The sequence below is a fragment of the Nocardiopsis sp. CC223A genome (genome assembly GCF_030766825.1).
Lineage (GTDB): Bacteria > Actinomycetota > Actinomycetes > Streptosporangiales > Streptosporangiaceae > Nocardiopsis.
In genome coordinates this window covers 80,858-104,293 of sequence record NZ_JASFDV010000011.1, presented here as the reverse complement: position 1 = coordinate 104,293, position 23,436 = coordinate 80,858, and the positions used below count along the sequence as shown (strand labels likewise).

Genomic DNA, 23,436 nt, shown 5'->3' with positions numbered 1-23,436 from the left:
CTGATCGGTACCGGCGCGGGGTCAGGCCGCGATGCGCACCCGCGGGTCGACCAGCGGGTACAGCAGGTCGACGATCAGGTTGCAGACGACGATGAAGACGGCGCCCAGGAGCGTCACACCGAGCACGACCGGCAGGTCCTTGCCGATGATCGCCTCGATGGCGTAGGCGCCCACGCCCTTGAGGGAGAACACCCTCTCCGTGAGGATGGCGCCGCCCAGGACCAGGCCCAGGTCCAGGCCGAAGATCGTCAGGATGGGCGTCAGCGCGGGGCGCAGGGCGTGCTTGAAGATCACCTTGCGCTCGCTCAGGCCCTTGGCGCGCGCGGTGCGGATGTAGTCCTCACCGAGGACCTCCAGCATGCCCGCGCGGGTCTGGCGCGCGTACTGGGCGGCGTGCAGGAACGCCAGGGTGATCCAGGGCAGCAGCAGCGCCGTGAACCAGGCACCGGGGTTCTCGGTCAGCGGCTCGTAGCGCGGGACCGGGAGGATCTTCCAGCCGTGGACGACGAACGCCAGGGCGAGCAGACCGGTGAAGTAGATCGGGAGGGACACGCCCACCAGGGCGGTGCTCATCGCCAGGCGGTCGAAGAGGCTGCCCTTCTTGACCGCGGACAGGACGCCGACGGCCACGCCGCCGATCAGCCAGATCACGGCCGCACCGAACGCGAGGGACGCGGTGATCGGCAGCCGCGCGAGCAGCTGCTCCAGCACGGGGCTGTTGGTGCTGAAGGAGTAGCCCAGGCAGGGGGCAGCGCACTCCACCGTCTCCCGGCCGAACTGGAACTGGTCACCGAAGACCAGGGACCGGATGAAGTCGAAGAACTGCACGATGACGGGCTGGTCCAGGCCCAACCGCTCCACCGTGGCGTCGAGCGCCTCGGGGGTCGGGGCCTTGCCCACGTACATCGCGGCCATCCCGCGCGGGGTCACGCCCGCCCACTTGGGCAGGACGTAGAAGATCCAGAAGGTCACCGCCGTGACGACGGCGAGCAACAGCAGTCCCGCACCGAGGCGGCGAAGAATATAGTTCAGCATCGCGGTCGGCGGCGGGGGTCCACGGGGCCGTGGACCCCCGCCGCGTTCACCTGCCTTCTCGTACTAGTTCAGGCCGGTAGGGGTACTAGCCCTGGTCCACGCCGAGCGCCATGAAGTCGTACATGGCGTAGGACGACGTGTAGTAGACGTTGGTGAGGTTGTCCGGGCGGTAGAACATCGCGCGGTCGAACACGACGGGCAGGATGGCGGCCTGCTCCATCACCAGGGTGTCGATCTGGCCGTAGATGTCGGCGCGCTCGTCCGGGTCCTCGGTGGTGAGGGCCTGGTCCCAGAGGGCGTTGACCTCGGGGTCGTCCAGCTCGGAGGTGTTGTAGTTACCGGTCTCCTGGATGGCGTCGCCGGAGGTGATCTTGTAGCCGAAGCCGTAGCCGCTGGCCCAGTCCGGGATCCAGCCCGAGACGCTCAGACCGATGTTGTTCTCGCGGACGTAGTCCTGCGAACCGGCGTACTGGGCGAAGAAGTCCTCGGCCGGGAAGGTCTTGATCTCCAGCTCGATGCCGACGCGCTTGAGCGACTCCTGGAGGGACTCGGCGGTCGCGATGTCCGGCTCGCGGCCCTCGCGGACGGCGATGTTGGTCTCGAAGCCGTCGGGCTCGCCGCACTCTTCGAGCTTGGCCTGCGCGGCCTCAAGGTCGCCCTTGTTGTCCTCGGACGGGTACAGGTTGGACTCGGGGTCCGAGCCGGGGATGGTCGGCGGGAGCAGGTTGGTGGCCAGGTCGCCGCCGGTGTCGCCGCCCCAGGCGCGGTGCAGGCTGTCGCGGTCGGCCGCGTAGGCGATCGCCTGGCGGCAGGCCGTGTCGAGGACCGGGGTGTGGATGTTGACGAAGCGCAGGGCCCCGGAGAGCGGGTTGTCCAGGTTGTTCTCGTAGGTCTCCAGGTCCTGGATCATCTGGCTCTTCATCGCCGGGCCGACGCCCACGCCGGAGAGGTCGACGTCGATCTCACCGTTGACCAGACGCTGGTCGATCTCGTTCTGCTCGACGCCGATCTCGACGGTGACCTCGTCCGGCAGGGCCGGGCGGGTCGGGTCGGTCGCGGCGTCCCAGTGCTCGTTGCGGACCAGGTCCAGCTTCACACCGGGCTCGTAGGCGCCGTCGAACTTGTACGGGCCGGAGGAGAGGACGTTCTCCCGGTACAGCGCGCCGCGGTCGGCCTCCTCGGGGACCGGGGCGGTCTGCGGCTGGGTCAGGATGTAGGGGAACTCCGAGAAGCTCTCCTTGAGGTGGAAGACCAGGGTGTAGTCGTCCGGGGTCTCGACGGCCGTGAAGGTGGCCATCGGGTCGTCGACCTCGTAGACGTTGAACGGCTCCTGGTCGAGGCTGGACTCGAAGTAGCGCGGGCCGTTGGGCAGCTCGCCGCCGTTGTAGTTGGAGCGGGCGATCGCGTACTTGATGTCCTGAGCGGTGATCTCGGAGCCGTCCTCGTACTTGAGGCCCTCCTGGATCTTGATCGTCCACTCGGTGAAGTCCTCGTTCGGCTCGGGCATGCCGGCGGCGAGGTCCGTGGTCAGCTCGGTGGACGCCTCGGCCGGGGCCGGGGTGAACGCCAGCAGCGTACGGGCGTAGTAGCGGGAGAAGTTCCAGCTGAAGCCGTAGTAGGTGTCGCCCGGGTCCGTGGAGTCGAAGTCCGACTGGATGGCGTACCGCAGGGTGCCGCCGGCCTGGTCGGACGGGTTCACGATCTGGGTCGAGCCGGCGTCGTACCCGGCGGCCGCGGTGTCGCCGCCGGTCTCGCCGGTGTCTCCGCCGCCGCACGCGCTAAGGAAGATGGACGCCGCTGCACCGAGTGCGACGAAGCCGAGGGTGCGTTTCCTCAAGGAACTGCCTCTCTTGCGAACCTGATGTGGGGATGGGTGGACCGTCCGGGGTGCCGTGCGCCCTTGTCGCGGTGCGGGGCGAGCGGGTGTGCCGCGCACCGGGCGCACGGGCCTAGTCGGAGGTCTTGGGGTCGAAAGCGTCTCGGAGGCCGTCACCGAACAGGTTGAACGCGAGCACGGTGATGAAGATGGCCAGGCCGGGGAAGAGGATGAAGTAGGGGGCGGTGGCGTAGTAGTCGACCGCCTCGGAGAGCATCTTTCCCCAGCTGGGAGTGGGCGGGTTGATACCGACGCCCAGGAAGCTCAGGGCCGCCTCGAACAGGATGTTCGTGGGGATGAGCAGGGTGGAGTAGACCAGGATCGGCGTGATCAGGTTCGGCAGGATCTCCCTGAACAGGATGTGCCGGTTGCTCGCGCCCAGGCTCCGGGCCGCCTCGACGAACTCCCGCTCGCGCAGGGAGAGCGTCTGGCCGCGCACGATGCGCGCGATGTAGGGCCAGTTGAAGAACCCGATGATGAAGACGATCACGCCGACGCGCAGCCCGTTGCCCTCCAGGCCGAGGAAGCCGCTGGGGATGACGCCGACCAGGGCGATCGCGAAGAGCATCAGCGGGAAGGCCAGGAAGATGTCCATGGCCCGGCTGATGACGGTGTCGATCCAGCCGCCCTTGTAGCCGGCGATGATGCCGAGCAGGGTGCCCAGGGCGACGCACAGCAGGGTGGACAGGAACGCCACCAGCAGGGAGATCTGCGCACCGTAGACGATGCGGCTGAACAGGTCGCGGCCGGTCTTGGGCTCCAGGCCCAGCAGGTGGTCGCCGCTGATGCCGCCCCAGTTGTCGACCGCGGGGAGCATCTCGCCGGGAGCCGGGTCCGTGTTGTTCGGGTCGGCGTAGGGCAGGCCGCTGTTGGGCTCCATCAGGTCCTGGTTGAACTGGGTCGGCGGCTGCCCGAACCACTTGGCCAGGAGGGGCGCGAAGATCGCGGCCAGGATGAGCAGCACGACGATCACGCCGGACACCATCGCGACCTTGTCCTTGCGCAGGCGCTGCCAGGCGATCTGGCGCAGGGACCGGCTGTCGGCGTCACCGCGCCCGCCCGGCGCCTTGACGCCCGCGGCCGCAGCCTCGGGCTGCTCCGCCGACTCTGGGGCATGCGAGGGCGCGCTCATCAGGCCACCACTCTCCACTCATACGCTTCTGGCCGAGGGGGACAGAGCCCACACGTGAGGCCTGTGGGGGGTGACCCATGCGGGTCTCACGGGTGGGGCCGGCCGGTTCTCGACGCTGGCTGGCGTGGGCGCCGGGGCTGCGGTGCGGGAGGATCACCCGCCGCCGCGGACCCCCGCCCGCGGAGGTGTCCTGATTCACACGAGGAGTTGGACACATCCACAGGGCGTTCCGCCCGGGTTGTTACACAGCGACAAACCTACTCGCCCTGTGGGGGCATACCGTCCAAATTCTGGCCATGTAGCTAAATCGTGACAAAAGCCTTCAAAAGACTCATATAACTACAAATGCCTTGATAGCTCGCATTCGTCGGATGACCGCCACGAGCTGGGGAGACGCGGGTATATCGCCGGGCCAACCTTATGTGCGCGATCCGCCCACGTCATCACCGAGCCGGACAAGCTATGGCAAGTGCTATGAGTCCGCCCGAGTCGATACGTTTCCGTTACTACACGGAGTCCTTCCTGTTTGCCGGGGCCCTACCGCACCGGGGTTTCGGACACTCTCCGTGATTACGGACGACCCCTGGGGCACCGGTGTCCGGCGGCTCCGGGGCACGGGCGCCCCGAGACCCGCCCCCCGGACGCACCGAGGGGCCGCCCCGCGCGATGCGCGGAACGGCCCCTCGGGCGACGGGACCGGCTGCGGCCCTACTCGATCCCGTGCTTGCGGAGCAGGTCCTCGATGTCGCCGAAGTCGGACGCGTCGTCCTGCTTCTTGCCGCCCTTGGGGGCGGCGCCCCCCACCTGGCCCTTCGGGGCGGCCGGCGCTCCGGCCGCGGGGGTCGCGGCCCCGCCCTCCCCGGCGGCCCTGGGCTCCCTGGCCCGGGCCTCGGTGCCCACGCCCCGGGCGCGCATGAACCCGGAGACGACGTAGAGCACCACGGCCAGCCCGGCCAGGGCCACACCGGCCCACACCATCGGGTTGAAGATCAGTCCCAGCAGGATGCCCAGGATGCTGAGCACGAACTGCCACACGGCGTTCATCAGCCCCAGCAGCCCCGCCGCCAGCGGCACCAGCGACCAGGCCACGCCGCGCAGGCCCGCGGCCGGGCCCTTGGCCCGCCACACCAGGAAGCTGATGACGAGGCCCACGAGGGTGAGGCCGCCGCCCAGGATCACACCGGTCATCGTCGTCAGAGTGTCAGGCATGGCACCAGTCTCCCACTCCACACCGCCGCGCACATCGGGCCGATCCCCTAGGGTCGTCCCCCGGTGGAGCCGGCCGCCGCCGGGGCCCGGCCGGTCCCGGCGGTGCGGACCGGGGACCCCGTGTCCACCACCGTACCCACGGCGGGCCGCCGTCACCGGGACGGCGCACCCCGGTCGCGGATCAGCGGTCGGCGACCAGGGACTCCAGCCACTCCAGGTCCACGCCCACCAGGTCGTCGCGGAACACCACGCCCTCGCGCGGCGGGATCACGACGTGGTCGGGCACCGCGACCGTGACGCACCCCGCGTCGGCCGCGGCGGTCACGCCCACCACCGAGTCCTCGAAGGCGACGCAGCGGCGGGGGTCCACGCCCAGGCGGCGGGCCGCCCGCAGGTAGGGGTCGGGGTGGGGCTTGTTGGCCGCCACCTCGTCGCCCGCCACCGAGTCGTCGAAGCTCTCCAGGCCGATGCCGTCGATGGCGTCGGCCACCAGCGCGCGTTCGGTGGAGGTCACCAGCGACACCGGGACCCCGGCAGCCGACAGCATGCGCACCAGCTCCTTGGCCCCCGGGCGCAGCCGGGCGCCGCCCGCGAGCTTGGCGCGGAAGCGCGCGTACAGCAGGTCCGCGACGTCGCGCGGGGTGAGGTGGTCGGCGCCGGTCAGCCCGATGATGTAGCGGCCCACGGGCTCGGCGGCGTTGCCCACGTTGGCCTCGTGGTCGCGTTCGGTCCACACCCCGCCGAGTTCGGCGACCGTCTCGGCCTCCGCCTCGTTCCACAGGTGCTCGCTCTCGATGAGCGTGCCGTCCATGTCCAGGAGCACCGCCTGTAGGCGGCGTTCGGCGGTCGGGTGCGGGGTGCTGGTCTCGGTCATGCGCTCGGCGGCGGCCCCTGGTGGTGCGGGCGCGCCGCGCTCTCCCCTCGGGTGCGGTGGTGTCGTCGACAGGGCGGCCCTCCATCGTGGCTGCTCTGGGGTGCCCGGCCGTGAAGCCGGGCTGTCGCCGCCCTTTCCACCGTACGAACTCTCGGACCGCCGCGGGGGACGAAAAGCGCGAATCCGCCGAGAGGTGCCCCACACCGCGGGCCGTCCCGCAGGAGTCCCCGCCCCCGTGGGACACGGCCCGCTTCCGCCCCGGGCCGCCCCGCCTCCACCGCCGGTCCCGGACCGGGGACGCGGGAGGCGGCGGCCGGACCGGCCGCCGCCCCGGCGGATTCGGTGAACCGACGGCTCAGACGTTGAAGTACGTCGCCTCCGGGTGGTGGACCACGATCGCGTCGGTGGCCTGCTCCGGCACCAGCTGGAACTCCTCCGACAGGTGCACGCCGACCCGCTCCGGCTCCAGCAGTCGCATGATCTTGGCCCGGTCCTCCAGGTCCGGGCAGGCACCGTAGCCCAGCGAGAAGCGGGCGCCGCGGTAGCCGAGCTTGAAGAACGCCTCCAGTTCGGCCGGGTCCTCGCCGCCGAAGCCCAGCTCGGCGCGGACCCGCGTGTGCCAGTACTCCGCCAACGCCTCGGTGAGCTGCACCGACAGGCCGTGCAGTTCGAGGTAGTCGCGGTAGGCGTTCTTCTCGAACAGCTCCGCGGTGGCCCGGCTGATCGCCGACCCGACGGTCACCACCTGGAAGGACACCACGTCCAGCTCCCCGGACTCCTTGGGCCGGAAGTAGTCGGCCAGGCACAGGTGCCGGTCGCGGCGCTGGCGCGGGAAGGTGAACCGGGTGCGCTCGGTCCGGCCCTCCTCGTCCAGCACCACCAGGTCGTTCCCCTCGCTGTAGCAGGGGAAGTGGCCGTGCACGACCGCGGCCTCCAGCAGGCCGTCGGTCTGGATGCGGTCCAGCCACATCCGCATGCGCGGGCGGCCCTCGGTCTCCACCAGCTCCTCGTAGGAGGGGCCCCCGCCGCCGCGGGCGGCCTTGAGCCCCCACTGGCCCATGAAGGTGGCGCGCTCGTCCAGGAACGCGGCGTAGTCCGCCAGCGGGATGCCCTTGCTGATCCGGTCGCCGAAGAACGGCGGCACCGGCACCGGGTTGTCGGTGGCCACGTCGCTGCGGGCGGGCATCTCCTCGGGCTCGGTGACCTTCAGGGCGGCGCCCCGCTTGACCCGCCGCTGGCGCAGCTCGGGCAGCGCGGCGCCCTCCTCGCCGCGCTTGACCGCCATGAAGGCGTCCATCAGGCGCAGGCCCTCGAAGGCGTCCTTGGCGTACCGGACCTGGCCGTCGAACACCTCGGCCAGGTCCTGCTCCACGTAGGAGCGGGTGAGCGCGGCGCCGCCCAGCAGGACGGGGAACTGCTCGGAGATGCCCCGGGAGTTCATCTCCTCCAGGTTCTCCTTCATGATCACCGTGGACTTGACCAGCAGCCCGGACATCCCGATGACGTCGGCGCGCTCGCGCTCGGCCGCCTCCAGGATCGCCGACACCGGCTGCTTGATGCCGATGTTGACGACGTCGTAGCCGTTGTTGGACAGGATGATGTCGACGAGGTTCTTGCCGATGTCGTGGACGTCGCCCTTGACCGTGGCCAGGACGATGCGGCCCTTGCCGTCGGCGTCGGTCTTCTCCATGTGGGGTTCGAGGTAGGCGACGGCGGACTTCATGACCTCGGCGGACTTGAGCACGAACGGCAGCTGCATCTGGCCCGAGCCGAACAGCTCGCCGACGGTCTTCATGCCCGCGAGGAGGGTGTCGTTGACGATCGCCAGGGCGGGGCGCTGTTCCAGCGCCTCGTCGAGGTCGGCCTCGATGCCGGTGAGCTCGCCGTCGATGATGCGCCGCTCCAGGCGTTCCCACAGCGGCAGGGCGGCCAGTTCCTCGGCGCGGGAGGCCTTCATGGACTTGGCGTCGACGCCCTCGAACATCTCCATGAACCGGGAGAGCGGGTCGTAGTCGCCCTCGCGGCGGTCGTAGATGAGGTCGAGGGCGACCTTGAGCTGGTCCTCGGGGATCTGGTTGATCGGCACGATCTTGGAGGCGTGCACGATCGCCGAGTCCAGGCCCGCCTGGACCGCCTCGTTGAGGAACGCGGAGTTCAGCACGATGCGGGCGGCGGGGTTGACGCCGAAGGACAGGTTGGACAGGCCCAGGGTGGTCTGGACCTCGGGGTAGCGGCGCTTGAGCTCGCGGATGGCGTCCAGCGTCTCGATGCCGTCGCGCCGGGTCTCCTCCTGGCCGGTGGTGATGGGGAAGGTGAGGCAGTCGATGATGATGTCACTGGTGCGCATCCCCCATTCCCCGGTGATCTGGTCGATGAGGCGGGAGGCCACCCGGACCTTCCACTCGGCGGTGCGGGCCTGTCCCTCCTCGTCGATGCACAGGCCCACGACGGCGGCGCCGTGCTCCTTGACCAGGGTCATGATCCGGGTGAACCGGGAGTCGGGGCCGTCGCCGTCCTCGTAGTTGACGGAGTTGACGACGGCGCGCCCGCCCAGCGCCTCCAGCCCGGCCTCCAGCACCGGGGGCTCGGTGGAGTCGAGCATGATCGGCAGGGTGGAGGAGGTGGCCATCCGGGAGGCCAGCTCGCGCATGTCGCGCACGCCGTCCCGGCCGACGTAGTCGATGTTGAGGTCGAGCAGGTGGGCGCCGTCGCGGATCTGGTCGCGGGCCATCTCCACGCAGCCGTCCCAGTCCTCGGCGAGCATCGCCTCGCGGAACTTCTTGGACCCGTTGGCGTTGGTGCGCTCGCCGATGGCCAGGTAGCTGGCGTCCTGGCGGAAGGGGACGCTCTGGTAGAGGGAGGAGGCCGCGGCCTCCAGGATCGGCCTGCGGTTCTTGATGCCGCGGCCCTGCACCCGTTCGGCGACCTGGCGCAGGTGCTCGGGGGTGGTGCCGCAGCAGCCGCCGACCAGGCTCAGGCCGAACTCGGAGGTGAAGGTGTCGTGGGCGTCGGCCAGTTCCTTCGGGGTGAGGGAGTAAACGGCGCCGTCGGGGCCCAGCTGGGGCAGGCCCGCGTTGGGCATGCAGGAGATCGGCAGCCGCGAGTAGTGCGACAGGTAGCGCAGGTGCTCGCTCATCTCGACCGGGCCGGTGGCGCAGTTGAGGCCGATCATGTCGATGCCCAGTGGCTCCAGGGAGGTCAGCGCGGCGCCGATCTCCGAGCCCATGAGCATGGTGCCGGTGGTCTCGATGGTGACCTGGGCGATGACCGGGACGTCGCGGCCCAGTGCTCTGCGCGCCCGGTTGGCGCCGACCACGGCGGCCTTGACCTGGAGCAGGTCCTGGCAGGTCTCGATCAGGACGGCGTCCGCACCGCCGTCGATGAGGCCGCGGGCGCACTGCTCGTAGTGGTCGCGCAGGAGGGCGTAGGGGGCGTGGCCGAGGGTCGGCAGCTTGGTGCCCGGACCCACCGAGCCCAGCACGTAGCGGGGCTGGTCGGCGGTGGAGTGGGCGTCGGCGGCCTCACGGGCGATGCGGGCGCCGGCCTCCGCGATCTCGTAGGTGCGGTCCTCGATGCCGTACTCGAAGAGGCCGCCGTAGTTCGCGGAGAAGGTGTTGGTCTCGACACAGTCCGACCCCGCCGCCAGGAAGGCGGCGTGGGTGTCGTGGACGATGTCCGGTCGGGTGATGTTGAGGATGTCGTTGCATCCCTCGTGCCCTTGGAACTGGTCCAGGTCGAGATCGTGCGCCTGGAGCATGGTCCCCATCGCGCCGTCCGCCACGACGACTCGCTGGGAAAGCGCTTCACGGAAGGTCAGGCGAGCTTTCATATTCCGCAACTCTAATCTCGGGGCACCCGGGGGATCCGGTGATCGACCCCCCGTTCCCCGTGTTCACGCGGTGTCTACCGGGGTGCCCGTGCCGGTGCAGTCCGGCTCTCCCCGTCCCGTGGTCGCGTACCGAGCAGTGGCGGGCTCGGTCGGACCCGTGGAGCGGTGGCGGCGAGGCCGCCGGGCTGGTCGCTCACTGGACCCGTCCGTGGTGCGGTCGGGTCGATGCGGCCGGGGACAACTGTGTCCGGATCAGTCGCTGCACCGAGGCTACAACATCGGCCGTTTCGCTACCTGAGATGGTCGTCTTACATGGTGTCCGGGAGTGGCGGAGGCCCGGAGCCGGTGCGAGAGCGTGCGCACTGTGAATAACCGTTCCCTCCGCAGGGTGCCACCCCGTAGTGTGGACTGCGTTCGTGTGCAGGAAGGGGCCGCCGAATGACCAAGCTCACCCGGGATCTCGTGGACCCGGTGCTGGTGGCTGCGTTCGAGGGCTGGAACGACGCGGGCGAGGCCGCGAGCCTGGCCGTGGAGCACCTGGCCCGGGAGTGGGACGCCCAGGAGTTGTGCTCCATGGCGCCCGACGACTACTACGACTTCCAGGTGACGCGGCCGCGGCTGACGGTCGTCGACGGGCAGGTCGGTCCGGTCGAGTGGCCCACCACCCGGGTACGGGTGGCGCGCATGCCGGGCGGGCGCGATGTGGTTCTGGTCACCGGGCCCGAGCCGAACATGCGGTGGCGGTCCTACGCCGCCGACCTGCTGTCCATCGCCCGGGAACTGGGCGTGCGGCGCGCGGTGCTGCTGGGGTCCCTGTTGGCGGACGCTCCGCACACGCGGCCGATCCCGGTCACGGGCATGGCGTCGCCGCGCGAACTGGGCGCGGAGATGGGCCTGGACGCCACCACCTACTCGGGGCCGACCGGCGTCGTGGGCGTGGTGCACGAGGCGTTCTCCGCGGCCGGGACCGAGGCGGTGTCGCTGTGGGCGGCCATCCCCCACTACGTGGCGCAGCCGCCCTGCCCCAAGGCGACCCTGGCGCTGCTGGCCTGGGTGGAGGACTTCCTGGACGTCAAGGTGCCGCTGGGCTCGCTGCCCGACGACGCGGTGTCCTGGGAGGCGGGGGTCAACGACCTGACCGCCGAGGACGAGGACATCGCCTCCTACGTGCGGGGCCTGGAGGAGGCCAAGGACACGGCCGAGCTGCCGGAGGCCTCCGGCGACGCGATCGCCCGCGAGTTCGAGCGCTACCTGCGCCGCCGCGACGACGACTGAGCGGTCTCGGGGAGGGGCGGGCGGGGTCCGCGTCCGCCCCTTCGCCGTGTCCCCGGGCACCCGGTGGCCACCGGCGCCCGCCGGGGCGCCTCGGGTCCGGTGGGCGGGGCCTACCCGCGCAGGTGGCGCCACTCGCCGTTGGCGAGCACGGCGGCCCAGGCGCCGGCGATGCGGGCCAGGCCGCGGCGGACCTCGTCCACGACGGCCGGGGCCAGCTGCTCTCGGGAGGGCTGTAGGCGCACGGTGACGCGCAGGCCGTCCAGCACCTTCTGGCCGCGGGCCAGCGCCTCCTGGTCGGGTTCGGCGGCCGGGTCCAGGACGGCGCGGATGCCCTCGCGCAGGGCGATGGCCTCGTCCAGGTCGGCCAGGGTGATGGGGATGGCCCCCTCGGCGGCCAGGCGGTGGGCGCGCAGGAAGTGCGCCAGGTCGGCCCGGTCGCCCAGGGCGGCGCCGGTCGAGACGAAGGCGGCGATGAGCTCGGCCGCGGGACTGAGTCGTGCGGGGGATTGGGGCTGCGTCTTCATGGGGGGTATCCCACCACGCTTCGGTAGCGGATTCCGGGGAACGGCGGGGCTGTTGGCCACAGGTGGTCACCGACCGCGTTCACATCGCCCCGAAACCGGACGAACACCCCCTGCGCACCCGAGATGTCCGCGGTTTCACTCCAGTCCGAAACCGGGTTCCCGACCAGCCGGTTCCGAGAGTGCGATCAGCCCGAGCGCCGCAGCCGCCACGCCCGCGGCGGCTCGGCCGCGTGCGGGACCCCCGCCTCGGCGAACCGGGCCCGCACCCGCGCCCCGCCCAGCCGTCCCCGTTCCAGGTGGACCGTGCCGCGGATGGCCTCGACGGCGTTGCGGACGATGTCCAGACCCAGCCCGGTGGACCCGCCGCCGCTGGCCCCCCGGCGCAGCGCCGCCGCCGGGTCGGCGAACCCCGGCCCGGCGTCCTCCACGATGAGCGTCACCCACCCGGCGTGGCGGACCACGGTCACCGCCAGCGGGCTCCCCGCCGGGGTGTGCCGGAACACGTTGCCGACCAGGGCGTCGAGCACCGCCGCGCACTCCTGCGGGGGCAGTGCCACCCGCGCCGGGGTGTCGGGCAGGTCCACCTCCACCTCGCGGCCCTGGTCCTCGCCGAACACGGACCAGAACCCCATCCGCTCGCGCACCACCGCGACCAGGTCGGACTCCAGTTCCGCGGTGAGCACGTCGGGGCGCGGGCGCGCGTTGCGGATGATCTCGTCCACGTCCCGTTCCAGGGCGCTGACCGCCTCCCGGATGCGCTCCCCCTCCGCCCCGGGCAGGAGTTCGGCGTCCAGCCGCAGTGCGGTCAGGGGGGTGCGCAGCCGGTGGGAGACGTCGGCGACCATCTCCCGTTCCTTGGCGAGGAGTTCCTGGACGTGCTCGCCGATCGTGTTGATGGAGTTGCCCAGCACGACCAGGTCGCGCGGTCCGCGCACCCGGACGCGGGCGTTGAGCCGCCCCGCCCCGATGGCCACCGCCGTCATCGCCAGGGCGTGCAGCGCCCGGCGGGCGGGCACGCTGAGCCGGTCGGCCGCGGCGACCGCGGCGAGCACGGCCACCGCCGCGGCCGCCACCAGGGCGGCCGCGGCCGGCCCGGCCTCGCGCAGGACGGCGCCGGCGGCCAGGTAGTCGATGACCTCCAGCCGGGAGAACCGGGTGCGCACCGTCATGGTGCCCGGCTCGTAGCGCTGCCCCAGGGGCAGGCCCCGGTGGGCGGGGGCGATCGCGAACACCCCCGCCGAGCGCCCGCCCAGCAGCTCGGCGAACAGGGCCGGGGAGTCGGGTTCGGGGTGGCACAGCCACAGCAGGCGGGCATCGGGGCCCACCAGGGCCACCGAGGCCCGGTCGGACAGCAGCGACATGCGCTCGATCGGGGTGGGGCGCTCGCCGAACACCCAGGAGCGGCGCTCGGCGGCCAGCAGCGCCAGCAGCTGGGCGGCGGCCGGGGTGTCGGCGACCCGGTGGGCGGCCACCGAGGGCGCGTCCGCGTCCCCGACCCGGATGCCGGCGTCGGCGCCGGACAGGTGCAGGAACACCGGTTCCTCGCCGTCGCCGCCGCCCATGTACAGCACGGCGGTGGCGTCGGTCCGGTCGCGCAGCACCTCCAGGGCCTCGGCCTTGCCGTGCGCGGAGGGGTCCGCGGCCAGGTCGGTGTCGAACTCGGTGCCGTGCGCGCCGACCAGGCGGACCTCGCCGGGCAGGCGGGACAGGGCGGCCAGGTCGCGCAGGGGGCGGGCGGAGATGACCGCGCACACGGTGCCGGGGAGTTCGGCCAGCTCGCGCAGGGCGCGGACGGCTTCGGGCAGGGGGCGGCGGTCGGGGCGGTGGTCGGTGTCCAGGGGGGCCAGGGCGCCGTCGTAGTCGCAGGCGACCAGCAGCCGGGGGGTACGGGCCAGCGCCGACACCCGACGGCGCACATCGGTGGGGAGTGCCTCCGGGCCGAGGAGGCCCGGCTCCCCGTGGAACGCTTCGACACCCTGCATGAGGGCCACCTCTGCCACCTCCGTCTGTCTGTGGGAACCCGGTCGGAGCCGACCGGCGAAACAAACGTAGATCAGGAGGAATCGGACAGGGCAGTGGTTTCACGTGACCTTATGGGTCGGCTAAGGAAGTCTTAAGGTGCGAAGCATCTGCACGTGCACCGGACCCGGAACCCGGCTGGTCAGGGGGTGGCGAGCACCCGCTCGACGGCGTCCGGCCCGCAGCGGCTGACGGCCTCGCGCATGAGGACGGAACGCACCCTCCCGGGAACGGCGAAGCGCTCGGGGCACCGCTCGAACCACCCCTGGGCCGCCTCCGGGTCGCGCACGGCCTCCAGCAGTTCGGCGAGCGCGTCCGGGTTCCCCCGCTGCCCCGGGGCGAGCGCCGCGCAGGCCCGGATCGCCGGGTCGGCGTGGGTGAGGAACTCCGTGGTGTCTCCGCCGGTCTCCCCCAGCACCAGGACGATGACCGCGCCCTCGTCCCGGGTCTCGGCCATGTCGGCCGCCCCCGACAGGTCCGGGGCCGGCCCGCCCAGGTGGGCAATGGCCCCCGCCGCCTCCACCGCGTGGATACGGGTGAGCCGGTCGGGGTGGGTGAGGTGGGGGTGCACCGCCGCGTACAGCTCCGGGGCGGCGTCGCGCAGGGCCACCCCCGCCTCGTGGTACATGAGGGATTCGATGGCCTCGTCCTCCCAGACGTCGATGACCTCGTCCTCGTCGTCGGAGGCCATGGCCGCGTAGATCCGGTCGCGTTCGGCCTCGTCCAGAACCGGGGGCGCGGGCTCGTACAGGTGGCCGGCGATCCCCCCGGCGGCGTGGCGCAGGAAGCCGAGCAGGCGCGCCCGCAGGGGCGCCCCGTCGACCGGTGCGTCCAGCCGCGGGTCGGCCAGGATCCCGGCGACGTACCGGGCCGCCGGAACGGTCGCCGAGTAGACGGTGCCCTGGTGGATCACCGCGGAGTAGAGGTGGTCCAGGGCCCGGGCGTGGTCGGCCGGGTCGTCGGAGAGCAGGAGGGACAGGTGCTCGGGCACGTCGGTACCCGGCCCGTAGGCGTGGCAGGTCCTCTTCCAGTCGGTGGCGGCGAGTACGTCGATTCCTGTGCTCATGCCTGGATCGTGGCAGCGCCCACCGACGTTTCCGGGCCCGGGTTCCCCGCGGGGGATGCCGAATGCCCGGTTCACCGCCGTTCCGGCGGGGATTCCCCCGGCGTCCGCGCGACCGCCCGCACCCCCGGGCGCCGGGCACCGGACGGGCCCCGGTCCCTGCTCGCGGGTGAGCGGAACCCGCCGGGGAAAGGCGGCGTCCCATGGGAGAACGACTTCCCCCGCTTCACTCCGGCACCGAACGCCGGGGCGGGTGGGAGAAGCGGACCCACTCGCATCTACGCTGGGAAACCCCTGATGAACCGCAGCATCACCTTCCCCTCCCCCACCGGTACCGTGCTCGCCCGGGCGGCCGCCGCGATCGCCTCCCTCACTCTCGCCACGGCCCTGACCTCGTGCTCCTTCTCGGTCGGTGAGCTGGAGCCGATCGACGGAGAGGAGTCCGCGACGACCGAGCCGACCGCGGACGCCGAACCGGACGCCACCGAGCAGGGCGGGGAGAGCCCGGTCGCGGACACCCCCGACACCGGGGACACCGACACCGCGGGCGGTCTGCCCATGGACGCCTCCCAGGCCCAGGCCTGGGCCGAGGACAACTACTGGCTCAGCGGGTCCGGGGAGGCGTTCTACCGGCTCGACTGGACGGCTTCGACCGCCACGGTCCTGGAGCTCACCCACTCGGGCACCGGCAACTTCATCATCTCCCCCTACAGCGAGGGCGGGGAGGGCCTCGGGAGCATCGTCAACGAGATCGGCGTCTACGAGGGGAGCGTCACGCTGACCGACGTGCTGATCGGCGCCACTCCCGAAGAGGTCGCCTACCTGCACATCCGGGCCAACGGACCCTGGACCATCGGCCGCTGACCCGGCGGGCCCGCACCACTTTCCGGGAGCGCTCCCGAACGGGGAACCCGGTGCGGGCCCCGACCGCCGTCCCGAACACACCGCGGCCCGGCCGGACGTCCGGCCGGGCCGCGGGCGCGGTACCGGGCGTGCGGCGCCGAGGCCCCGTCCCCGCGCCCCTGTCCGGGCGTGTTGCGGCCCGGGTCGTGTCCCGTGGAGTGGTGTGAGAACAACGGTTGTTCGAGCAAGAACAAATCGCCGACCAGCACGCCGTCACCTCTGGGGCTCTGGAGCCGAACGAGGTCACACCACCCGGTGGGGCACCATCGCGGTCCGAGGGCCGCGGACGGGTCGGGTCCCGGCCTCCGCCCGTCCGCCGGGACGGTCGCCGCCGCCTCCCGGTGCACCGCGCCCACGGCCGCGGGGCCGGGGAAATCCCCGAGTCCGCCTCGGGGAGGACGTCACAGGGCCACGCCGAGCAGGGTGTCGACGGTGGCGCGGGCCAGCGCCGGGGCGGCGGTGTCGGTGCCGCCCTCGGTGAGCGCGGCCTGCGCCCAGGCGTCCACCGCGGCCAGCGCCGCCGGGGCGTCCAGGTCCCGGGCCAGCGCGGCGCGCACCGCGGCCAGCAGCGGGGCGGCGTCGGGGGCCGCGCCCAGGGCGAACGCGGCACGCCAGCGCTCGGCGCGGGCGTGGGCCTCGGGCAGGTGGTCGTCGGTCCACTCCCAGGCGTCCCGGTAGTGGTGGGTGAGCATGGCCAGGCGGATCACCGCCGGCTCCACCCCCTGCTCGCGCAGCTTGGACACGAAGACCAGGTTGCCCAGCGACTTGGACATCTTCTCGCCGTCCAGGCCGACCATGCCCACGTGCAGGTGGGCGCGGGCGTTGGGGCCGCCGGTGATACAGCGGGTCTCGGCCGCGCCCATCTCGTGGTGGGGGAAGATCAGGTCGTTGCCGCCGCCGTTGAGGTCGAAGTTCGGGCCCAGCCGGTCCAGGGCGATGGCGCTGCACTCGATGTGCCAGCCCGGACGGCCCCGCCCCAGCGGGCTCGCCCAGGCGGGCTCGCCCGGCCGCTCGGCGCGCCACAGCAGCCAGTCGAGCGGGTCCTTCTTGCCGGGGCGGCCGGGGTCGCCGCCGCGCTGCCCGAACAGGTCGAGCATCGCGGCCCGGTCCAGGTGGCCGATCTCGCCGAAGTGGTCGGCCTCGGCGACGGAGAAGTACAGGTCGCCGTCGAGGTCGTAGGCGGCGCCGGTGTCGCGGATGCGGGCGGCCAGGTCGCTGATGAGGTCGACCGACTCGACCACGCCGACGTAGGAGGTCGGGGGGATGATGCGCAGGGCGGCCATGTCGTCGCGGAAGACGTCGATCTCGCGGTGGGCGAGGTCTCGCCAGTCGACGCCGATGGCCTCGGCCCGCTCCAGCAGCGGGTCGTCGATGTCGGTGGTGTTCTGCACGTAGTTCACGTCGTGTCCGGCGTCGCGCCACACCCGGTTGACCAGGTCGAAGGTCAGGTAGGTGAAAGCGTGGCCCAGGTGTGCCGCGTCGTAGGGGGTGATGCCGCAGGCGTACATCCCCGCCCGGGGGCCCGGGGCGGTCTCCTGTATCCGACCGGTGGCCGTGTCGTGGAGACGCAGGGGACCGCCGGTACCGGGCAAGGGGACGATGTCAGGCGCAGACCAAGAACGCATACCGGGAAGACTATCCGGACACCGGGTCGGCGAACGCCCGGGGAGGGGCGGCGTCCACGGTGATGATCCCCCCACGGGAGCGGGGAATCTGCGGCGGGGGCGCGGGGTTCGGCCGTGGGCGGACGCGGTCAGCGGTGCGCGGCGAGGTCGTCGCGGTGCCGGGCCGCGATGCGCAGTGCCGCCAGCACGGCGGCCGCCCCGCAGATCGCCGCCAGTACCTCGTTGCCCAGCCTCCAGTGCATCAGCGTGCCGCAGACGGAGACCACGTAGAGGAGCCAGTAGGCCCCGGTCTCCATGAGAACGCCGTTGCGTCCCTCCATCCCAGTCTCCCCCTGCCGTACGCACGTCGTTCCATGGTGCGCGTGTGACGGTGTGGACACCGTCTCTGACAGAGACGCACCGGTCACGCAGGGGGTTGTCACGCGCCGACGACCGGGAGTGTGACAGCCGCCATTGGTGCGGAGTACCCACAGGTACTCGTACGTCTGACCTGTCCATTTCCGTGACCAGAGTGACGAATGGCAGGGAGATCACGGCTTTCGGCCGGGACGGCCTCGGTGTCCCCTTCGGAGCCGGGACCGTCCGAAACCCGACCCGAGGGGCCGGGGACGACACCCGCCCGGAATGCGCCTGTTCCGAGCGGGCGGAACACCCGGCTCAGGGCCGGGCCGCGGCCTCCAGCTCCAGGAGGTCCAGGTCGTCGGCGGCCCGCACCAGGGCCGGGTCCCCCGGGACGCCGAACTCCGCCAGGTCGGCCAGCTCCGCGCGCATTCTGCGGCGGGCCGAGCGCAGGTCGGCCGGGTCGGTCAGGGGCCGGGCCGCCAGCGGGCCGTGCCCCGAGACCACGCCCTCGGACGTGCGCAGCTCCCACTCCCAGCCGGTGCTCCCGGCGGCCCGCCGGGCGTGGTCGAGGACCCCGACGGAGGCGGGGTTCCGGTCGTCCACGCGGACCCAGCGGCCGACCAGGCCGGCCGGGTCGACGGGACGCTGGTAGGGCTGGTCGGGGGCGGGGGTGGCGCTCATCGGCGGTCCTTCCATGGGGGACGGCTGACTCGGGCGTGCGGTGCACTCCTCGTGCGGATTGACGCAGCGTCCGGGTTTTCGGTTCACCCTCAATACGTTCACGCGGATCGCCTATGACGCGGTTTCGGAATTCTTTCGGGGGTTTTTTGTGGCGACCGCCTGGCCGGGTCCCCTACCGGTTCCCCGGAGCGGCCTCCCCGAAACCCCGGCCAAGAGTTGGGTAGGCTAACCTAACCGCGACCGGGCTCCCCTGCGGGCGCCCGCCCCCACCCCTCCGCCGGGAGATAGAGAGACGGCCCCATGAAGATCCGCAACCCCGAGCGCCGCGCCATGGTCCGCGCCCGCGTCGTCCGCACCGAGCGGACCACCCCGAACTTCATCACCGTGACCCTGGGCGGCGAGGAGCTCGCGGACTTCGAGTTCCTGGGCCTGGACCAGTGCGCACGGCTGTTCCTGCCCCGGGAGGGCCAGCAGCGACTGCGGCTGCCCCAGGCCGCGGGCAACGGCTGGATCGCGAAGTACTACCTGATGCCCTCCGCGGAGAAGCCGCTCTTCCGCAACTACACGCCCCGCCGGTTCGACGCCGAGCGCCTGGAGCTGGACATCGAGTTCGCGGTGCACGGCTCCGAGGCCCCCGCCTCCGGCTGGGCGCTGAACGCGAAGGAGGGCGACGAGGCCGGCCTGTTCGCCGAGGGGTACTACTACCTGCCGCCCGAGGACGCCGACTGGCAGCTGCTGGTGGGCGACGAGAGCGCGGTGCCGGCGCTGCTGTCGATCGTCGAGCGGGCCCCGCGGGACCTGCGCGCCGAGGTGTTCCTGGAGGTCCCCGAGTCCGCCGACGTCCGCGAGGTCGAGGTCCCCGAGGGCGTGAACCTGCACTGGCTGCCGCGCGACGGCGGCGGTGGCGTGCCCGGCGAGCTGGCGCTGCGGACGGTGCTGGCGGCGGACCTGCCCGCGGGGACCCCGTACTGCTTCCTGGCCGGGGAGCGGGCCCTGCCGACGGGGCTGCGCCGGGAGCTGGTGCGCGGGCGCGGGGTGCCCAAGACGCACATCTCGTTCATCGGGTACTGGCGGCACGGGGCGGCCGCCTACAAGTGACGCACACGCCGCGGGGCGGCCCGGGCGGTCCGCCCGGGCCCGGGCGGAACACGGCCGGATGACACCCGCACCGGGTGGAGCACGACCCGGGCGGAACCGGGCCCGGGCGGAGCACGACCCGGGGGATCGGACCTGACCGGCGGGAACACGACCCCCAAGAGATCGGGTCCCACCTCTTGTTCCGGGGCCTTAACTAAACGTAAAGTCACTTTACGATTCAGTGGGTCACCCGGCGACCGCGCTCGGTCGCCATGGTCGCGCCCCGGCGGCGCGACCGCTCCGTCCGCTCCCCGCCCCCCCGGGGCGGGACCACCCCCCGGAGTACGCGCATGCGCACCAGACGATTCCGCACCCCCCTGTCCGTCACGGCGGCCGTGGCCGCCCTGGCCCTCCTGGTCCCCGGCACCTCCGCCGCCGCCCCCGCCCCCGCCGAGGCCGAACCGGCCGCCACCGCGCAGGCCGCGCTGATCTGGTCCGACGAGTTCAACGGTGCCTCTGGGAGCGCTCCCTCCGCCGCGAACTGGAACCACGAGACCGGCGACCACGGCTGGGGCAACAACGAACTCCAGAACTACACGAACAGCCGCGCCAACTCGGCCCTGGACGGCAACGGCAACCTCGTCATCACCGCGCGCCGCGAGGCCGACGGGAGCTACACCTCGGCCCGGATGACCACCCGGAACAAGGTCCAGCCGCACTTCGGCCGGGTCGAGGCCCGCATCAAGATCCCGCGCGGCCAGGGCATCTGGCCCGCCTTCTGGATGCTCGGCGGCGACTTCCCCGGCACCCCGTGGCCGAACTCCGGCGAGATCGACATCATGGAGAACATCGGCCGCGAACCCCACCTGGTCCACGGCACCGTCCACGGCCCCGGCTACTCCGGCGGCGAGGGCATCAGCGGCTCCTACATGCACCCGCAGGGCTGGTCGTTCGCCGACGACTTCCACACCTTCGCCGTCGACTGGCGCCCCGGCTCCATCACCTGGTCGGTGGACGGCGACGTCTACCACTCCATCACCCCCGCCGACACCGGCGGCGACCCGTGGGTGTTCGACCAGCCGTTCTTCATGATCCTCAACGTGGCCGTCGGCGGGAACTGGCCCGGCTACCCCGACGGCAGCACGCGGTTCCCGCAGCAGATGCTGGTGGACTACGTGCGCGTGTACTCCCTCGACGGCGGAGGCGGCGGCACCGGCACCATCACCGCCTCCAACGGGATCTGCCTGGACGTGGCGGGCGCGGCCAACGCCGACGGCACCCCGATCCAGCTCGCGAACTGCAACGGGAACCAGGCCCAGCAGTGGACGGTGGGCTCCGACGGCACCGTCCGCGCCTACGACCGGTGCCTGGACGTGGCGGGCGGCGGCACCGCCGCGGGCACCCGGGTCCAGCTGTGGACCTGCAACGGGACCGGCGCCCAGCAGTGGACGCACACCGGCGGCCAGGGGCTGCGCAACCCGCAGTCGGGGCGCTGCCTGCAACCGGTCGGCCGGGTGCAGACCGACGGGACCCGCACCGAGATCGCGGACTGCGACGGCAGCGCCGTCCAGCGCTGGAACCTGCCCTGACCCCCTGACCCGCGCCCCGACCCGCCCCGGGGCGCACCCGTGACCCCCTCGGAATCGTGCGGCCCGCCGGTCTTCCCCACCGGCGGGCCGCACCCTTTCCGGGGTCCGTACCGCCGCGTCGGTCACGCCCCGTGGAGTGGTGTGGGAACACCGGTTGTTCCAACAAGAGCGAATCGCCGACCAGCGCGCCGTCACCTCCGGGGCTCTGGAGTCGAACGAGGTCCCACCACCCGGTGGGACACCACCGCCGCGTCCGGTCAGCGGCCGGGGTCGGCGGTGAAGGAGGAGGGGCGCACGCCCTCCCACGGCAGCCAGGAGGACCCGGCGGCGAAGGGGACGAAGCGGTCGTCGCCGCCCAGGTCCGCGAGCACCCGGTCGGCCAGGACCAGCCCGTCGACGGCCCACCCCCGCGGGTCCGCGGCGCGCTCCGTCCGCAGCTCCCCGACGTCCGCCGAGGACTCCACGTCCCAGCCGACCGCGGCCGCACGGTACCCGCGCAGCCCCCGCAGCAGGTCGTACAGGCCGCGGCCGAGCTCGGTGAACCCGGCGGCGTTCAGCCCCACGTCCGGCAGGCCCGCGTCCATCGCCACCCCGATGCCCACTCCCGCCGGGACCACCGACAACTCCACGCGGCCGGCGGGATCGGTCCACAGGGATGCGGGATGCAGCGGGATCCGGTGGGATCCCGCCGGGAGCGGACCGTGCGCGGCCGCGGCCGTCGCCGCCGTGCGGGCGGCGCGAACGTCCTCGCCGAAGTCGGCCACGAGCTCGAACACGATCGCCACGGCCGCCTCCTCGGGGTGTGCGCCCGGTGCCGGATGCCGCGGGCACCGGGACGCGCGGTGCTCCACGGGGTTCCCACCGCGTTCCGCACGGTATCAAGGCGGTCCGGCGGCGGGGGGCCCGGACGGGACCCCACCGCCGCCGCGCACCACCCGGCCTGCTGCGCCGCAGGTCAGGGGGCGAGTCGGACATCACACGCCGCAGAAGACGGTTACCGGGAAGTAGACCGCCCCCGGTGCCGGTTGTGCCAGTGTCGCCGGATGTCCGGACATCCGACCGCTCCGGGCAACGGAGCCCGCACCCCCGCGCACCGACCTCACCCCCCGGTCCACTCCACAGCCGTTCAGAGAGGTCCGCCATGCCCTTGGCCCTGCTCGCCCTCGCCGTGGGCGCTTTCGCCATCGGAACCACCGAGTTCGTCATCATGGGCCTGCTGCCGGAGGTCGCCGACGGGCTCGGCGTGAGCATCTCCCACGCCGGGTACCTCATCTCCGCGTACGCCCTCGGGGTCGTCGTCGGCGCCCCGCTGCTCACCGCGATGGCCACCCGGCTGCCGCGCAAGACCGTCCTGATCCTGTTCATGGTCCTGTTCGCCGTGGGCAACCTGGCCACCGTGCTGGCCCCCACCTACGAGACCGTGTTCGCCTCCCGGGTGGTCGCCGGGCTCCCGCACGGCGCGTTCTTCGGCGCCGGGGCGCTGGCCGCCGCCCAGATGGCCGGGCCCGCCCGGCAGGGGCGCGCGGTGGCCCGCATGTTCCTGGGCCTGACCGTCGCCAACATCATCGGTGTACCCGTGGGCACCCTGCTCGGCCAGGAGCTGGGCTGGCGGACCGCCTTCCTGGTGGTGACCGCGATCGCGGTGCTGGCCGTGGTCGGCATCGCGGTGTTCGTGCCGCCGCTGGAGCGCACCGGCACCGGGCGGCTGATGCCCGAGGTGCGGGCGCTGGGGAACACCCAGGTACTGCTGGGGCTGCTGTCGGCGGTGTTCGGGTTCGCCGGGGTGTTCGCCGTCTACAGCTACATCGCGCCGATGATGACCGAGCTGGCCGGGATGACCGGCGGGGGCGTGACCGTGGTGCTGGCGCTGTTCGGCATCGGCATGACCCTGGGATCGCTGGTCGTGGGCCCGCTGGCCGACCGGGCGCTGCGGCCCACCATCTACGGCGCGCTGGGTTCGCTGGCGGTGGTACTGGTCGTCTTCACGTTCACCGTGCACAACCCCTGGACCGCGATGGCGTCGGTGGTGGTGCTGGGCGCGGTCGGGTTCGGAGTGGCCACGCCTCTGCAACTGCTGGTGATGAACAAGGCGGGTGCCGCGCCCGCCCTGGCGTCGGCGGCCAACCACTCGGCGTTCAACCTCGCCAACGCGGGCGGTGCCTGGCTGGGCGGGGTGGGGATCTCCGCGGGGCTGGGGCTGTCCTCCCCGGCGGCGATCGGTGCCGTCCTGGCGGTGGCGGGGCTGGGGATCGCACTGACGGCCGGGTTCCTGGACCGGGGCGCGAAGCAGGCGGTCACGCCCACGGCCACCGGGGATCTCCCGGTCCCCGCGCCGGAGGTCTCGCGGCTCTCCTGATCCCGGCCGGGCCGACGCCGCCGACCG

The 23,436-nt window shown here is 72.4% G+C and carries 18 protein-coding genes; 5 read left to right on the top strand and 13 right to left on the bottom strand.

Annotated features, from left to right (window positions below; translation table 11 throughout):
* Positions 1 to 21: 21 nt before the first annotated feature.
* The 6 genes from QJS33_RS06850 to metH all read right to left on the bottom strand — a co-directional run bounded on the left by QJS33_RS06850 (position 22) and on the right by metH (position 9,955).
* Positions 22 to 1,035, bottom strand: a complete 1,014-nt coding sequence (locus QJS33_RS06850) for an ABC transporter permease (RefSeq protein ID WP_306367006.1) — start codon at positions 1,033 to 1,035, stop codon at positions 22 to 24.
* A gap of 85 nt (positions 1,036 to 1,120) precedes the next feature.
* Positions 1,121 to 2,872, bottom strand: coding sequence for an ABC transporter substrate-binding protein (locus tag QJS33_RS06845; RefSeq protein ID WP_306367005.1), 1,752 nt, complete (start codon positions 2,870 to 2,872; stop codon positions 1,121 to 1,123).
* A gap of 112 nt (positions 2,873 to 2,984) precedes the next feature.
* Positions 2,985 to 4,043: an ABC transporter permease gene (locus tag QJS33_RS06840; protein WP_306367004.1), complete on the bottom strand. Its 1,059-nt coding sequence runs from the start codon at positions 4,041 to 4,043 to the stop codon at positions 2,985 to 2,987.
* 708 nt (positions 4,044 to 4,751) lie between these two features.
* Entirely contained in the window at positions 4,752 to 5,252 is a 501-nt protein-coding gene (locus QJS33_RS06835) for a cellulose synthase (protein ID WP_306367003.1), read from the bottom strand.
* Between the two features lie 181 nt (positions 5,253 to 5,433).
* Positions 5,434 to 6,126 carry an HAD family phosphatase gene (locus tag QJS33_RS06830; RefSeq protein ID WP_306367002.1) on the bottom strand — a complete coding sequence of 231 codons (693 nt, stop codon included), beginning with the start codon at positions 6,124 to 6,126 and terminating at the stop codon, positions 5,434 to 5,436.
* 355 nt (positions 6,127 to 6,481) lie between these two features.
* A complete protein-coding gene (metH, locus tag QJS33_RS06825) occupies positions 6,482 to 9,955 on the bottom strand; it encodes a methionine synthase (protein ID WP_306367001.1) in 3,474 nt (1,157 codons plus the stop codon).
* Between the two features lie 438 nt (positions 9,956 to 10,393).
* On the opposite strand from metH, the gene QJS33_RS06820 reads away from it, so the two are divergent.
* Complete coding sequence (locus QJS33_RS06820; RefSeq protein ID WP_306367000.1) at positions 10,394 to 11,230, top strand: PAC2 family protein; 837 nt, start codon at positions 10,394 to 10,396, stop codon at positions 11,228 to 11,230.
* Positions 11,231 to 11,340: 110 nt separating this feature from the next.
* Here QJS33_RS06820 and QJS33_RS06815 read toward each other — a convergent pair whose 3' ends face one another.
* From QJS33_RS06815 to QJS33_RS06805, 3 genes are all read right to left on the bottom strand, one after another.
* Entirely contained in the window at positions 11,341 to 11,754 is a 414-nt protein-coding gene (locus QJS33_RS06815; protein ID WP_306366999.1) for an ABATE domain-containing protein, read from the bottom strand.
* A 185-nt stretch (positions 11,755 to 11,939) separates the two neighbouring features.
* Entirely contained in the window at positions 11,940 to 13,736 is a 1,797-nt protein-coding gene (locus QJS33_RS06810) for a trehalase-like domain-containing protein (RefSeq protein WP_306366998.1), read from the bottom strand.
* A gap of 179 nt (positions 13,737 to 13,915) precedes the next feature.
* Positions 13,916 to 14,839 carry a hypothetical protein gene (locus QJS33_RS06805; RefSeq protein WP_306366997.1) on the bottom strand — a complete coding sequence of 308 codons (924 nt, stop codon included), beginning with the start codon at positions 14,837 to 14,839 and terminating at the stop codon, positions 13,916 to 13,918.
* A gap of 294 nt (positions 14,840 to 15,133) precedes the next feature.
* Here QJS33_RS06805 and QJS33_RS06800 point away from each other — a divergent pair, with 294 nt between their 5' ends.
* Positions 15,134 to 15,700: a hypothetical protein gene (locus tag QJS33_RS06800; protein ID WP_306366996.1), complete on the top strand. Its 567-nt coding sequence runs from the start codon at positions 15,134 to 15,136 to the stop codon at positions 15,698 to 15,700.
* A gap of 440 nt (positions 15,701 to 16,140) precedes the next feature.
* On the opposite strand, the gene mshC is transcribed toward QJS33_RS06800, so the two are convergent.
* The 3 genes from mshC to QJS33_RS06785 form a co-directional block, all read right to left on the bottom strand.
* The gene (mshC, locus tag QJS33_RS06795; RefSeq protein ID WP_306366995.1) at positions 16,141 to 17,364 is read right to left on the bottom strand and encodes a cysteine--1-D-myo-inosityl 2-amino-2-deoxy-alpha-D-glucopyranoside ligase; all 1,224 of its coding nucleotides are present in this window, start codon (positions 17,362 to 17,364) and stop codon (positions 16,141 to 16,143) included.
* Between the two features lie 128 nt (positions 17,365 to 17,492).
* Positions 17,493 to 17,684 (bottom strand): hypothetical protein, encoded by a 192-nt coding sequence (locus QJS33_RS06790; RefSeq protein ID WP_306366994.1) that lies wholly within the window; start codon positions 17,682 to 17,684, stop codon positions 17,493 to 17,495.
* A gap of 337 nt (positions 17,685 to 18,021) precedes the next feature.
* Positions 18,022 to 18,387 carry a hypothetical protein gene (locus tag QJS33_RS06785; protein WP_306366993.1) on the bottom strand — a complete coding sequence of 122 codons (366 nt, stop codon included), beginning with the start codon at positions 18,385 to 18,387 and terminating at the stop codon, positions 18,022 to 18,024.
* A 300-nt stretch (positions 18,388 to 18,687) separates the two neighbouring features.
* Here QJS33_RS06785 and QJS33_RS06780 point away from each other — a divergent pair, with 300 nt between their 5' ends.
* Both QJS33_RS06780 and QJS33_RS06775 read left to right on the top strand, forming a co-directional pair.
* Complete coding sequence (locus QJS33_RS06780; RefSeq protein WP_306366992.1) at positions 18,688 to 19,485, top strand: siderophore-interacting protein; 798 nt, start codon at positions 18,688 to 18,690, stop codon at positions 19,483 to 19,485.
* Between the two features lie 329 nt (positions 19,486 to 19,814).
* Positions 19,815 to 21,053, top strand: coding sequence for a family 16 glycosylhydrolase (locus QJS33_RS06775; protein ID WP_372339604.1), 1,239 nt, complete (start codon positions 19,815 to 19,817; stop codon positions 21,051 to 21,053).
* A gap of 257 nt (positions 21,054 to 21,310) precedes the next feature.
* Here the strand turns inward: QJS33_RS06775 and QJS33_RS06765 are convergent, their stop codons facing one another.
* Positions 21,311 to 21,838 carry a hypothetical protein gene (locus QJS33_RS06765; protein WP_306366991.1) on the bottom strand — a complete coding sequence of 176 codons (528 nt, stop codon included), beginning with the start codon at positions 21,836 to 21,838 and terminating at the stop codon, positions 21,311 to 21,313.
* Positions 21,839 to 22,194: 356 nt separating this feature from the next.
* On the opposite strand from QJS33_RS06765, the gene QJS33_RS06760 reads away from it, so the two are divergent.
* Complete coding sequence (locus QJS33_RS06760; protein ID WP_306366990.1) at positions 22,195 to 23,409, top strand: MFS transporter; 1,215 nt, start codon at positions 22,195 to 22,197, stop codon at positions 23,407 to 23,409.
* Positions 23,410 to 23,436: the final 27 nt, after the last annotated feature.